This window comes from Nocardioides sp. InS609-2, from assembly GCF_023208195.1.
Lineage (GTDB): Bacteria > Actinomycetota > Actinomycetes > Propionibacteriales > Nocardioidaceae > Nocardioides.
In genome coordinates this window covers 3,657,941-3,670,574 of record NZ_CP060034.1, presented here as the reverse complement: position 1 = coordinate 3,670,574, position 12,634 = coordinate 3,657,941, and the positions used below count along the sequence as shown (strand labels likewise).

At 71.1% G+C, this 12,634-nt stretch carries 12 protein-coding genes and 3 riboswitches; of the genes, 9 read left to right on the top strand and 3 right to left on the bottom strand.

Annotated features, from left to right (window positions below; genetic code table 11):
• Nucleotides 1–4 precede the first annotated feature (4 nt).
• Complete coding sequence (locus H4Q84_RS18940; RefSeq protein ID WP_282580268.1) at nt 5–349, bottom strand: helix-turn-helix domain-containing protein; 345 nt, start codon at nt 347–349, stop codon at nt 5–7.
• A 204-nt stretch (nt 350–553) separates the two neighbouring features.
• Between H4Q84_RS18940 and H4Q84_RS18935 the strand changes: the two genes are divergently transcribed.
• From H4Q84_RS18935 to H4Q84_RS18920, 4 genes are all read left to right on the top strand, one after another.
• On the top strand, nt 554–874 hold the full coding sequence (locus H4Q84_RS18935; protein WP_248580624.1) for a Rid family hydrolase: 321 nt from the start codon (nt 554–556) through the stop codon (nt 872–874).
• A gap of 157 nt (nt 875–1,031) precedes the next feature.
• A riboswitch (cobalamin riboswitch) is annotated at nt 1,032–1,243 on the top strand.
• A 50-nt stretch (nt 1,244–1,293) separates the two neighbouring features.
• Entirely contained in the window at nt 1,294–2,154 is an 861-nt protein-coding gene (locus H4Q84_RS18930; protein ID WP_248580623.1) for a nitrite reductase, read from the top strand.
• Nucleotides 2,151–2,816 (top strand): precorrin-8X methylmutase, encoded by a 666-nt coding sequence (locus H4Q84_RS18925; RefSeq protein WP_248580622.1) that lies wholly within the window; start codon nt 2,151–2,153, stop codon nt 2,814–2,816. Before H4Q84_RS18930 ends, H4Q84_RS18925 begins: the two co-directional genes overlap by 4 nt.
• On the top strand, nt 2,813–4,321 hold the full coding sequence (locus H4Q84_RS18920; RefSeq protein WP_248580621.1) for a precorrin-2 C(20)-methyltransferase: 1,509 nt from the start codon (nt 2,813–2,815) through the stop codon (nt 4,319–4,321). The genes H4Q84_RS18925 and H4Q84_RS18920 overlap by 4 nt, the downstream gene beginning before the upstream one ends.
• A 1-nt stretch (nt 4,322) precedes the next feature.
• Here the strand turns inward: H4Q84_RS18920 and cobM are convergent, their stop codons facing one another.
• Nucleotides 4,323–5,075 (bottom strand): precorrin-4 C(11)-methyltransferase, encoded by a 753-nt coding sequence (gene cobM, locus H4Q84_RS18915; protein WP_248580620.1) that lies wholly within the window; start codon nt 5,073–5,075, stop codon nt 4,323–4,325.
• A complete protein-coding gene (gene cbiE, locus H4Q84_RS18910) occupies nt 5,072–6,280 on the bottom strand; it encodes a precorrin-6y C5,15-methyltransferase (decarboxylating) subunit CbiE (protein ID WP_248580619.1) in 1,209 nt (402 codons plus the stop codon). Before cbiE ends, cobM begins: the two co-directional genes overlap by 4 nt.
• A gap of 54 nt (nt 6,281–6,334) precedes the next feature.
• A riboswitch (cobalamin riboswitch) is annotated at nt 6,335–6,476 on the top strand.
• A 21-nt stretch (nt 6,477–6,497) separates the two neighbouring features.
• Between cbiE and H4Q84_RS18905 the strand changes: the two genes are divergently transcribed.
• From H4Q84_RS18905 to H4Q84_RS18885, 5 genes are all read left to right on the top strand, one after another.
• Entirely contained in the window at nt 6,498–8,549 is a 2,052-nt protein-coding gene (locus H4Q84_RS18905; RefSeq protein ID WP_248580618.1) for a magnesium chelatase subunit D family protein, read from the top strand.
• Nucleotides 8,546–9,172, top strand: a complete 627-nt coding sequence (gene bluB / locus H4Q84_RS18900) for a 5,6-dimethylbenzimidazole synthase (RefSeq protein ID WP_248580617.1) — start codon at nt 8,546–8,548, stop codon at nt 9,170–9,172. Before H4Q84_RS18905 ends, bluB begins: the two co-directional genes overlap by 4 nt.
• A 2-nt stretch (nt 9,173–9,174) precedes the next feature.
• Nucleotides 9,175–9,789 (top strand): cob(I)yrinic acid a,c-diamide adenosyltransferase, encoded by a 615-nt coding sequence (cobO, locus tag H4Q84_RS18895; protein ID WP_248580616.1) that lies wholly within the window; start codon nt 9,175–9,177, stop codon nt 9,787–9,789.
• Nucleotides 9,786–12,188 (top strand): cobyrinate a,c-diamide synthase, encoded by a 2,403-nt coding sequence (locus H4Q84_RS18890; RefSeq protein WP_248580615.1) that lies wholly within the window; start codon nt 9,786–9,788, stop codon nt 12,186–12,188. The genes cobO and H4Q84_RS18890 overlap by 4 nt, the downstream gene beginning before the upstream one ends.
• 14 nt (nt 12,189–12,202) lie before the next feature.
• Nucleotides 12,203–12,278: riboswitch (cobalamin riboswitch) on the top strand.
• Nucleotides 12,279–12,338: 60 nt separating this feature from the next.
• Nucleotides 12,339–12,551 carry a CbtB-domain containing protein gene (locus H4Q84_RS18885; protein WP_248580614.1) on the top strand — a complete coding sequence of 71 codons (213 nt, stop codon included), beginning with the start codon at nt 12,339–12,341 and terminating at the stop codon, nt 12,549–12,551.
• Nucleotides 12,552–12,634 lie beyond the last annotated feature (83 nt).

The window sequence follows — 12,634 nt, the reverse complement described above, 5'->3', positions numbered from 1 at the left end:
GAGGTCAGTGTTCTTCGTCGTCGTAGGTCACTCGCGCGTCCTCGATCTCCGCCATGTGTGTGTGCGCCCACTCCAGGAGCGCTTCCACCGGCGCGCGGAGCGTCTTGCCTAGAGCGGTGATCCGGTATTCCACCGCGATCGGCCGGGAGCGGACGACTTCGCGCTCAACAATGCCGTTGCGTTCGAGCCTGCGCAGGGTGGCGGTGAGCGACTTCTGCGTCACAGCGGGGATCGCGCGGCGCAGGTCATTGAATCGGCACGGCCGTTCGCACAACTCGTTCAGCACGTTCAGAGACCACTTGTCGAGGACGTGGTCGAGCAGCTCCCGGTGTGATGCAGCGATGTGCAACCGGCCGTAATGGGCAGCGGTGTATCGGTCATGAAACCTGGTCTCGTTGAAGTGTCCTGCGGCTACTTGGTAGCAAGTATTTACCTAACACGCTACTAACCCAGGAGATTCTCATGTCCGTACGACACTTCACCCCCGAAGGCATGCTGGCACCCACGCCCTACCACCACGTCGCAGTCGGCCACTGGCAGCCGACACATCCACGTGAGCGGGCAGATCGCTCGCCTAGCCGATGGCACCCCGGTCGCTCCTGGCGATCTGGCCGCCCAGCTTGCCCAGGCGTTGCGCAACACCGCGCGTGGACTGGCCGGCGCGGACGCGGGGTTCGAAGACGTACTGCGCCTCACGTTCTACGTCACACAGTGGGAGCCGGAGAAGATCACTCCCTTCATGGCCGGTCTCGAGCAGGTCGCGGACGAGATCGGTCTTTCCCTGCCCCTGCCCCCCTCGTCGCTCATCGGTGTGGACTACCTGTTCGAGCCCGATGTGCTCGTCGAGGTCGAGGCCACCGCAGTCATCGACTAGAGCCGCCCGCGTCCGGCGCAGCACGTCATGGGCACACCGTAGGCAACCGCTTCGGCTTCTCGCTGGTCGACACCGTGCGGCAGGGCCACGTCACTGACGCGACGCGAGCCGCCATGCATACGTCTCGCCCGGTGACGGCAAGGGTCCGCCGTTGGGTTGGTACCCTCACCACGCCAGTCGACCCGCATGCACTTGTGCGGGTCAGGGAACCCGGTGCGAATCCGGGACTGACGCGCAGCGGTATGGGTGACGGACGGAACGTGTTTGCGGGGAAGCTCTCGCGACAGCCACTGGATCGAAGGGTCCGGGAAGGCGTTCCGCACCGGATGATCCCGAGTCCGAAGACCTGCTGGCCCCTGCGGCAAACGCCGCCGGGAAACGAGGGCTTCGCGCACGGGCCTTGATCCCGAAGGACAGCAGTGACGACCACACCGAGCCTTCGGTCACGACCCGATCTTTGCCCCGGCGTGTTCCGCCCGTGGTCAGCCGACGATGGTGCCCTCGTCCGGCTGCGACTGGTCGGCGGACGGCTGGCCCCGGAGTCGCTGGCAGCCCTGAGCGATGTCGCCAGCGAGTACGGCGACGGCGCCCTCCACCTCACCCGACGGGCAAACGTGCAGCTGCGCGGCCTCCCCACCCGCGGCGGCGACCTGGTCCCCGAGGTGGTGCAGGCGATCGAGGCGACCGGGCTGCTCCCCTCCCGGACCCACGAGCTCGTGCGCAACCTCATGGTCTCCCCCCAGACCGGGCTCAGCGGAGGCCGCGCTGACCTCCGACCGGTCGCTGCCGAGCTGGACGATGTGCTGTGCGCAAACCCGCGGCTGGCCGGGCTGCCGGGCCGGTTCCTGTTCGTCCTCGACGACGGCCGGGGTGATCTGGTCGGCCGGTCGACCGACCTCGGCTTGGTGGCTCTCGATGCCACGACCGCGCAACTGCGCGTCGGTTCCATCGGTTGGGGGCCAGTGATCGGACTGGCAGCGGCCGCTCGGGCCATGGTTGACCTGGCTCTGCGTTTCCTGGACGAGCGCGGCGACGGACCCGAGGCGCCCTGGCACGTGGACGAGCTCGTGCAGCCGCTGACCGACCGCCTCCCGCGAGAGGCCGCGACCACCGTGACCTGCCCGGCCCTGCCGTTCGGACCCGTCGCAGGCGGCGAGCACGTGGCCGCTCCGAAGGGTGTCGTCGACCACGCGCTGGCCGCCCTCCTCGTCGGGCACGCCCGCGAACTGGTCGTCACGCCGTGGCGCGGCGTACTCGTCCCGTCCGAGGAGGCCACATGAGTGACCTGCAGCGCCCCACTCGCCACTACACCTACATCGACGACGGCCCGTCGATCTACGTGGAGTCCTTCGCGACCATCCGACGGGAGGCGAGCCTCGAGGCGATACCAGCAGACGCCGAGAAGCTGGCGGTGCGGATGGTGCACGGCAGTGGCCAGGTGGACCTCGTGCCCGACCTCCAGATCCATCCGGGACTGGTCCCCGCTGCCCGGCTGGCACTCGCGACGGGCGCGCCGATACTCGCCGATGCGCGGATGGTCGCCATGGGCATCACAGCCGGACGGCTGCCGGCCGACAACGACGTGCTCTGCTTCCTCAACGACGAGCGTGTGCCCGGCCTGGCCGCCACGTGGAGCACCACCCGCACGGCAGCGGCCGTCTCGCTGTGGGAGCCCCACCTGGACGGCGCCGTCGTGGCGATCGGCAACGCGCCCACCGCGTTGTTCCACCTGCTGGAGATGCTGATCGCCGGGGCACCCCGACCAGCGGCGATCGTCGGCTGTCCGGTTGGCTTCATCGGCGCGGCGGAGTCCAAGGAGGCCTTGGCCTCGTTCTACGAGGATCACGGCATCGACATCCCGTTCGTCACGGTGCGCGGGCGCCGCGGGGGCTCGGCGATGACCTCCTCCGCCATCAACGCGCTGGCCCAGGAGGAGGAGTGACAGCCGGGCACTTCTACGGAGTCGGGCTCGGCCCCGGGGATCCCGAGCTGATCACCCTCAAGGCGGCCCGGCTGATTGCCACGGCCGACGTGATCGCCTACCACGCAGGGGTCGGCAAGCAGTCCAATGCACGCCGCATCGCCGCCGGCCTGATCCCGGCGACTGTCGTGGAGGAAGAGCTTCGCTACCCCGTCACGACCGGTCGCACCGAACATCCGGGTGGCTACGCCGGAGCCATGGCGGAGTTCTACGAGCAGTCCGCCGCCCGGCTGGCCGCACACCTCGAGCTCGGTCGAACGGTGGTGCTGCTCGCCGAGGGCGACCCGCTGTTCTACGGCTCGTACATGTACATGCACGACCATCTCTCGGAGCGGTTCCCGACCGAGGTCGTCCCAGGTGTGCCGGCGTTCGCCGCGGCCACCGCAGCGGTCGCGTCACCGCTGGTGCGGCAAACCGACGTGCTGACGATCCTGCCGGGCACGCTGCCCGAGGCCGAGCTCGCACGTCGGCTGGCGGACACCGACGGCGCCATCATCATGAAGCTCGGCCGCACCTTCCCGGCCGTCAGGTCTGCTCTGGCGCAGGCGGGACGCCTCGAGCACGCGCTCTACGTCGAGCGGGCCTCCATGCCCGAAGAGCGATGGCTTCCGGTGTCGGACGTGGATCCGGCGACCGTGCCGTACTTCTCGCTGATCGTGGTGCCGGGCGACTCGGCGCACCAGGAGCCGACGGGGCGACGAGCTCACGCTCACCCTGCCCCGGTCGAGAGTCCCGCCGCGGAGCTGTTGGTGGTCGGGCTCGGTCCTGGTCCGGACGGGTGGATCACTCCCGAGGCGACAGCCGCCCTGGACCAGGTGGACCACGTGGTCGGCTACGCGGCGTACGTGAACCGGGTACCGCAACGGGCCGGCCTCACTCGGCACGCCTCCGGCAACACCGTCGAGCTCGACCGGGCCCGGCTCGCTCTCGACCTCGCACTGCGCGGGGAGAAGGTCGCAGTCGTCTCCGGCGGGGACGCCGGGGTGTTCGGAATGGCCTCGGCCGTCCACGAGGCGGCCATCGACCCGGCCTACAACGACGTGGTGATCCGGGTGCTGCCCGGGGTGAGCGCGGTACAGGCCGTCGCCGCCCGGGCGGGCGCCCCCATCGGCGCAGACTTCGCGGTGGTCAGCCTCTCGGACCGGCTCAAGCCCTGGTCGGTCGTGGAGCATCGGCTGCGGGCGATCGCCGAGGCCGACCTCGTGCTGGCGATCTACAACCCGGCGTCCCGCTCGCGGACCGACCAGATCGTGCGCGCCCAGAAGCTGCTGCTCGAGCACAAGTCCGCCGACACCCTGGTCGTGGTGGGCCGTGACGTCGGCCGCGAGGAGGAGTCGCTGCTCGTCACCACGCTGGCCGAGCTCGACCCGGAGTCGGTCGACATGAAGTGCCTGCTGATCGTCGGCGCGTCCACCACGCGTCGTACGGCTTCCGGAAGCGTGTGGACCCCACGGTTCGTCGACTGAGTCAGGACGTGGTCGAGCGGTCCCGCGTCGGGTCGTAGAGGTAGGAATCCCCACCACCACGGGGATCCAGGGCCCGCCCGACCATGATCACGGCGGCCTGCCGGATACCCGCGAGCTCTACCTGCTCGGCGATGTCTGCGACGGTGCCGCGCAGGAGGATCTCTCCTGGCTGGCTGGCTCGGTAGACCACGACCACCGGGCAGTCGGGACCGTAGTCGTCCACCAGCTCGCTCATCACCTCACGGATCCTGGTGATCGCCAGGTGGATCACCAGGGTGGCGCGAGTGCGCGCGAAGTGGCGCAGAGCCTCGGTTTCCGGCATCGCGGTCGATCGGGCCTGGGCGCGGGTCAGCACGACCGACTGCGTGATCAGCGGGACCGTCAGCTCGCGACCCACGCGCGCGGCTGCGGCGGCGTAGGCCGGCACCCCCGGCGTCACCTCCCACGACACGCCGGCCTCGTCGAGACGGCGGGTCTGCTCGGCCAGGGCCGAGTAGACCGACGGGTCGCCCGACACCAACCGGACGACCTCGAGCCCGTCACGGTCCGCCTCGACGATGTGACGCATGATCTGGTCGAGGTCGAGGTCCTGGGTGTCGACGAGGGCGGCGTCCGGCGAGCAGTGCACAAGGACGTACTCGTCCAGGTAGGTGCCCGGGTAGAGCACCACATCCGCCTCGGCGAGCCGCTTCGCCGCACGAAGGGTGAGCAGGTCCGCGGCGCCGGGGCCGGCGCCGACGAAGTGCACGGTCATGCGGTCACCGCCCACTGCGTGACGGCGCGTGCCGGGGTCCAGCCGGTGAAGGCACCGATGGGCGCGGCGTGCTCGACCGCGATCCGGGTGAGCTCGCCGCCGTGCTCGGCATACATGCGTGCGAGGAGGGTCTCGGTCTCGAAGGTCACCCCGTGCACGACCAGGCGACCACCGGGAGCGAGCCGGGTGAGGCTGCCGGTCACCACCCCGGGCCGCGTGGCGCCGCCACCGACGAAGACCGCATCCGGGGCTGGCAGTCCGTCGAACGACTCCGGCGCGCGCGCGTGGACGACCCGAAGCGCAGGTACGCCGAGGGACGCGGCGTTGCGGCTGATCCGCGCAGCGCGTACGGGGTCGGCCTCGATGGCGACCGTCCTGCAGGTGGGGTGTGCACGCATCCACTCGATGCCCACGGAGCCCGCGCCGGCGCCGATGTCCCACAGCAGCTGGCCCGGCTGTGGCGCCAGTCGCGCCAGCGCGCTCGCACGCAGGTCGCGCTTGGTGAGCTGGCCGTCATGCTCGAAGTCCTCGTCGCGCAGGCCCGTCGCCCAGGACCCGATCACCGGCCCGCGCAGGTCGAGCGCGATCACGTTGAGCCTCGACGCCGCGGCCCTCCACGTCGCCGCAGTCGCCTCGACGCGCGTCTCGTCGGCGCTGCCGAGGTCGCCGAGCACGGTCATCTGGCTGTCGCCGTACCCCCTCGCCACCAGCAGGGCGGCGACGACCGCCGGGGTGCCCTCGTCCGAGGACAGGACCAGCAGCCGGTGAGCCGGCGCGAGATGCCGGAGCACGGCGTCCGGATCACGCCCGACCAGACTGACGACCTCGGTGCTGTCCGCCGACCAGCGCATCCGGGCGCGCGCGAGGGAGACCGACGAGATCGCCGGGACCACCTCGCTGAAGTCCGCGCCGAACACCTCGGCGAGGGTCGACCCGATGCCGGAGACCATTGGGTCGCCCGACGCGAGCACCACGAGCTGAACGCCTGCATGGCGCTCCATCAGTTCGACGAGCCCGTCGCGCAACGGAGAGGGCCACGGCTCCCGTGTCTGGCCGTGGACCTCGGGCACCAGGCCGAGGTGGCGCTGGCCGCCGACCAGGACAGCAGCGTTCCGGACCCGAGTCCTGGTGGGCTCGGACAGACCGGACCATCCGTCGGCGCCGAGGCCGACGACGGTGACGTGAGCGGGGCGCGAGGAGGGCACGAAGTCACGCTATCGTGACCGATGACAGGCACGAGGTGCCCCGAGGTGCCGGACGTTCCCAACGGAGCGCCGGGCCCGAGGGGAGAATCTGGGAAGCCGGTGAGAATCCGGCACAGGCCCGCTGCGGTGGTCTGGACGGCGTCCCCGGACGTCGAGCCAGCAAGTCCGAAGACCGGCCTCGCGCCCACGTATCCACTGGCGACGAGCGGGAGCCTCCATGCCACAGCACTACCCCTTTTCTGCCGTCGTCGGTTCCGACGACATGGCGCTCGCCCTCCTCCTCACCACGATCTCGCCTGACATCGGCGGGGTGCTGGTACGCGGCGAGAAGGGCACCGCGAAATCCACGATCGTGCGTGCGCTCGCCACCGTCCTGCCCCCCATTGACGTGGTGGCAGGGGACCGGTTCTCCAGCGACCCCCGCGAGACCACCACCCTCTCGCCCGACGGCCCGTTCGCCGCGGACGCGAGGACCGAGACGCGGCCGGTGCGTCTCGTCGAGCTGCCCGTCGGCGCCACCGAGGACCGCGTGCTCGGGTCCCTGCACCTCGAGCGTGCACTCTCGGAGGGCCGTGCCGAGTACGAGCCCGGCCTGCTCGCCCGCGCCCACCGCGGGATCCTGTACGTCGACGAGGTCAACCTGTTGCACGACCACCTGGTCGACCTCCTCCTCGACGCCGCGGCCATGGGCCGTTCCACCGTGGAACGCGACGGAGTCTCGGTCGAGCACGCGGCCCGGTTCGTGCTGGTCGGCACGATGAACCCCGAGGAGGGCGAGCTCCGTCCCCAGTTGCTCGACCGATTCGGCCTCACCGTCGAGGTCGCGGCTTCTCGTGACCCGGCAGTCCGGGTCGACGTGGTCCGCCGCCGCCTCGCCTACGACGCCGACCCGGATGGCTTCGCGGCGACGTACGACGACGCGGAGCGGGCCCTCACCGCGCGCATCGTCAAGTCGCAGGAGATCGTCGAGACGGTGCTCCTCTCCGAGCAGGCACTGTGGAAGATCGCGGAAGTCTGCGCAGCCTTCGACGTGGACGGCATGCGCGCCGACATCGTGACCGCGCGCACCGCGGTAGCCCACGCGGCGTGGCAGGGGCGCACCGAGGTGACCCGCGAGGACATCCGTGCGGCGGCGCGGCTGGCGCTCCCCCACCGGCGCCGGCGCAACCCCTTTGACGCCCCCGGCCTGGACGAGGACCTGCTCGACCAGGTCCTCGGCGACGACGAACTCCCGCCAGACCCACCGCCACAGGGCAACCCGGGCGACGATGACCACGACCCCGGCAATCCCCTCGGGCAGGAGCCCGAGGACGACACCCGCGTGGAACCCGGTCAGGCCGAGGCCGCGGAGGACACCACACCTGACGTGCCCTCTGACTCGGCGGCCGCTCCTGGCGATGTGCAGGACCGACCGGCTCCTGCGACGACCGGATCGCAGGACTCGTCGCAGGCGGCCGTGACAGCGGGTGATCCCTACCGGACCAAGGTGTTCACCGTCCGAGGGACGGGCACCGGCGCGGCGGGCCGCCGCAGCCGGGCGATCACGCAGTTCGGCCACCGGGTGGGCACCTCACGGCCGGACGGGTCCGGCGGCTCCATCCACCTCATCGAGACCATCCGTGCAGCGGCGCCGCACCAGGCGATCCGGGGTCGCGCCGGAGGCCCACTCCGGTTCCGCGCGGACGACCTCCGGGTGGCCAGCCGCGAAGGCAAGGAGGCCAACCTGATCCTCTTCTGCGTTGACGCCTCGGGCTCCATGGCGGCACGCACTCGGATGCAGCAGGTCAAGACCGCCATTCTCTCGCTGCTGCTCGACGCCTACCGCCGACGCGACAAGGTCGGGTTGGTCACCTTCCGGGGCGGTGCCGCCGAGCTCGCGTTGCCCCCGACCCGCTCCGTCGAGATCGCGGCGCGGCGGCTGGCCGAGCTGCCCGCCGGAGGTCGCACCCCGCTCGCCGAGGGTCTGCTCGAAGCGGCGCGGGTGCTGGAGCTCGAACGCGTCCGCGACCCACGACGACGACCGCTGCTCGTCGTCGTCACTGACGGCCGCGCGACCTCCGGCACCGACCCGGTGGCGCGTTCGCGGCAGGCCGCTCATCACCTGGCGTCCCTTGGCGTGGCCGCCGTGGTCGTCGACTGTGAGACCGGGTCGTTCCGGATGCGGTTGGCCGCGGAGCTCGCCGCCAACCTGCGCGCCGAGCACGTGCCGATGAGCGAGTTGAGTGCCGCCGACCTCACCCGGATCACGCGCGCAGGCAACGCAGCATGAGCGCCGACCTGTACGACGTGATCGCGCGCCGCCGCGACGTACGCGCCGAGTTCTCTGGTGGACCCATCGAACCGGACGCGCTCGACCGGGTTCTCGGGGCGGCCCATTCCGCACCGAGCGTGGGGCACAGCCAGCCCTGGGACTTCGTGTTGGTCCGCGACCCACTCACCCGCGCGCGCTTCCAGGAGCACGTGCAGACCGAGCGCGCGACGTACGCCGCGACCCTGTCCGAGGATGACCGCGAGCGCTTCGAACGCATCAAGGTGGAGGGTGTCCGGGAGTCGACCGTCGGCATCGTCGTCACCTACGACCCCGACCGAGGCGGTCCGCAGGTGCTGGGTCGGCACGCGATCGACGACGCCGGGCTGTACTCGACCTGCCTGGCGATCCAGAACCTCTGGCTGGCCGCAACGGCCGAGGGTCTGGGCGTCGGCTGGGTGTCGTTCTACCGCGAACCGTTTCTGCAGGGTCTGCTGGCGATTCCTCCCCGGGTTCGCCCGGTGGCCTGGCTCTGTGTGGGACCGGTGACCCATGTCGAGGCCGTGCCCGACCTGGAACGACACGGTTGGCGACAACGCCGCCCGCTCGCCGACGCCATCCACCACGAGAGCTACAGGAGCTAGCCATGCCCAAGGGACAACCGGTCGCCGTGCCCGATGACGGGCTGAGCACCCGCGAGCGCCGCAACCAGCCGCTGCTGATGGTGCACACCGGCGACGGCAAGGGAAAGTCGACCGCGGCCTTCGGGCTTGCGATACGCAGCTGGAACCAGGGCTGGAACGTCGGTGTCTTCCAGTTCGTGAAGTCGGCCAAGTGGCGCATCGGCGAGCAGACCGTGCTCGAGCGTCTCGGCCGGCTCCACGAGGAGACCGGCGAGGGTGGTCCCGTCGAGTGGCACAAGATGGGCGCCGGGTGGTCCTGGTCCCGCAAGGAGGGCGACGAGTCCGATCACGCGGCCGAGGCCGCGGAGGGCTGGCAGGAGATCAAGCGCCGCCTCGCCGCGGAGACCCACGACCTGCTCGTGCTGGACGAGTTCACCTACCCGATGGAGTGGGGCTGGGTCGACGTGGATGACGTGGTCGAGACGCTGAGCAACCGCCCAGGGCGCCAGTACGTCGTGGTGACCGGCCGCCGGGCACACCCGAAGCTCATCGAGGCCGCCGACCTGGTCACCGAGATGACCAAGGTGAAGCACCAGATGGACCGAGGTCAGAAGGGCCAGCGGGGCATCGAGTGGTGACCCTTCCGCGGCTGGTCGTGGCAGCTCCCGCGACCGGCCAGGGAAAGACAACCGTCTCCATCGGCCTGATGGCGGCACTGTCTCGAGCCGGGCACGTCGTCAGCGGACACAAGGTCGGACCCGACTACATCGACCCTGGCTACCACGCCCTCGCGTGCGGGCGTCCGGGCCGCAACCTCGACCCGCACCTCGTCGGTGAGCAACGCATCCTGCCGTTGCTCCTGCACGGTGCAGCCGGGGCCGATGTGGCCGTCATCGAGGGCGTGATGGGCCTCTACGACGGCCGGGTCGGCGGTCACGGGTTCGCCTCGACGGCGCACGTCGCGGCAATCACCCGCAGCCCGGTCATCCTGGTCGTGGACATCTCGCGTTCCTCCCGGTCGATCGGGGCGGTCGTGCACGGGATGGGGACCTTCGACGACTCCATCGAGATCGCGGGCGTCATCCTCAACAAGGCCGGCTCTCCGCGGCACGCCGCCGAGGTCGCCTCCTCGATCTCGCTGCCCGTCCTCGGCACCATCGGGCGCAACGACTCCTTCGGCGTACCCTCCCGACACCTGGGGCTCGTGCCCGCCGCCGAGCGGGACGAGGCGGCACACACTCTGGACCAGCTGGTCCTGCAGATCAGCGAGGTCGTCGACCTCGACCGTGTCCTGCAGATCGCCGCAACGGCGCCCGACCTGGACGCGGTGCCGTGGGACCCGACCGCCGAGGTCTTCGCCCCGGCGTCCGGCCGCCGCCCCGTGGTGGCGATGGCCGGTGGCCGCGCCTTCACCTTCCGGTACGCCGAGACCGAGGAGCTGCTGCGTGCCGCGGGGTGCGACGTGGTGCCCTTCGACCCGCTGAGCGACTCTGCACTGCCACAAGGAACCTCGGGGATCTACCTCGGGGGCGGCTTCCCGGAGGTGCACGCTGCTGCGCTCACGGACAACGCGCCGTTGCGCGCAGATCTGCGCGCCGCAGTCGACGCGGGTGTCCCGACAGTCGCTGAGTGCGCCGGGCTGCTCTACCTCGTCGACACCCTCGACGGGCACCCCATGGTGGGCGCGATCGACGCCACCGCGGCCATGAGTTCCCGGCTGACGCTGCGCTACCCGACCGTCGTGGCGACCTCCGACTCCCTGCTCTGCCGCTCCGGCGAGCAGGTGAACGGACACGAGTTCCACCGCACCAAGACGGAGCCGGTGAGCGGAGACGCACCTGCCTGGACGGTCGACGGGCAGGACGTCGGCTTCACCAGCCCGACGCTGCACGCGTCGTACCTCCACACGCACTGGGCCGGGCACCCGCGGATGGCGCAGCGGTTCGCGAACGCGGTGCACTCTGCGGTCCCGCACTCCGCCGCCGGGGCACGTCGGGTCGAGAGAGGCGCCGAAGCGCCGGCGGCCGTCACGGACCCGCTGCGCCACCACGGTGACGTCGAGGCGGTCGACGGACTGGTCGACCTCGCGGTCAACGTCTTCCCCGGGCCGCCGCCGACCTGGCTGAGCACCACGCTGCGCGAGAGCCTGGAGCGGATCGGCAGCTACCCCGACGCCAGGACCGCGTCCGCGGCGGCAGCGGCACTGCACGGTCGCGCGCCCGACGAGGCGCTGGCCACCGCCGGCGCGGCCGAGGCGTTCTCGCTCGTCGCGCACCTCCGCCCGTGGCGGCGGGCCGTCGTCGTACACCCCCAGTTCACCGAGCCGCACGCCGCGCTCCAGCAGGCCGGGCACCGCGTCACCGAGGTGATCTGCCGTCCCGAGACAGCCTTCGTGCTCGACCCCGCCGCCGTGCCCGACGACGCGGACCTGGTGATGGTCGGCAACCCGACCAACCCCACCGGGGTCCTCCACCCCCGGGAGACGATCCGGTCGCTGCTGCGTCCGAGCCGGCTGGTCGTGGTCGACGAGGCGTTCATGGACACGGTCCCCGGCGAGGCGGAGAGCCTGGCCGCCCACGCGCTCCCGGGACTCCTCGTGCTGCGCAGCCTCACCAAGCACTGGGGCATCCCGGGCGTGCGCGCCGGCTACCTGCTGGGCGAGCCCGCCACGGTCGCCCTGCTGCGGCAGGGTCAGGTGCCGTGGTCGGTCTCGACGAGCGCGGCCGCCGCCATTCTCGCCTGCACGGCTCCGGCTGCGAAGTCGGACGCGGAGGAGCGCACCCAGCGGCTCGTCGACTGGCGCCAGCACCTCGAGGACGCCCTGCGGCGGCTGGGCGTTGAGCACGTGCCGTCGTCCACGTCGTACGTCCTGGCGCGCGTCGGGGTCGGCGTGCACACCCGACTGCGCGAGGCCGGGATCGCCGTACGCCGGGCCGACACGTTCCCCGGGCTGGGGCCCGAGTGGGTCCGGATCGCAGCGCGGCCGAGACCCCAGACAGACCTGATGGTGGCGGCCCTCTCACATGCCCTAGGCTGACCGCGCGGGCACGAGGAAGCCGGTGGGATTCCGGCACAGTCGCGCTACTGTGACACCGCCTCCGAGCGATCGGCAGCGGTGGAGTCAGACCCGAAGGTCCGCGCATCCATCCGCACTCAAGGGGACGCTCTCATCCCCACAGGAGGAACCATGTCGCAGACCGCTGCTGTCCCCGGGGCCGTCGAGATCCCGTCCATCCCGCTGCGTGAGCTGGCCCCCTGGGCGCTCTTCTTCGGGCTGCTCTCCGTCCTCGTCCTCTTCTTCATCAGTGCCGACCAGGGCGCGGTCTCGCTGCCCGCCGGCAACGCGATCCACGAGTGGGTCCACGACGGACGCCACCTGATGGGCTACCCCTGCCACTGATCGCCCGGTCCCTGACCGTCTCGTTCCTCCACCCCGGTCCTCCGGGCGATCCGTCGTACCCGGAGCCGTCATCTGAACGGATC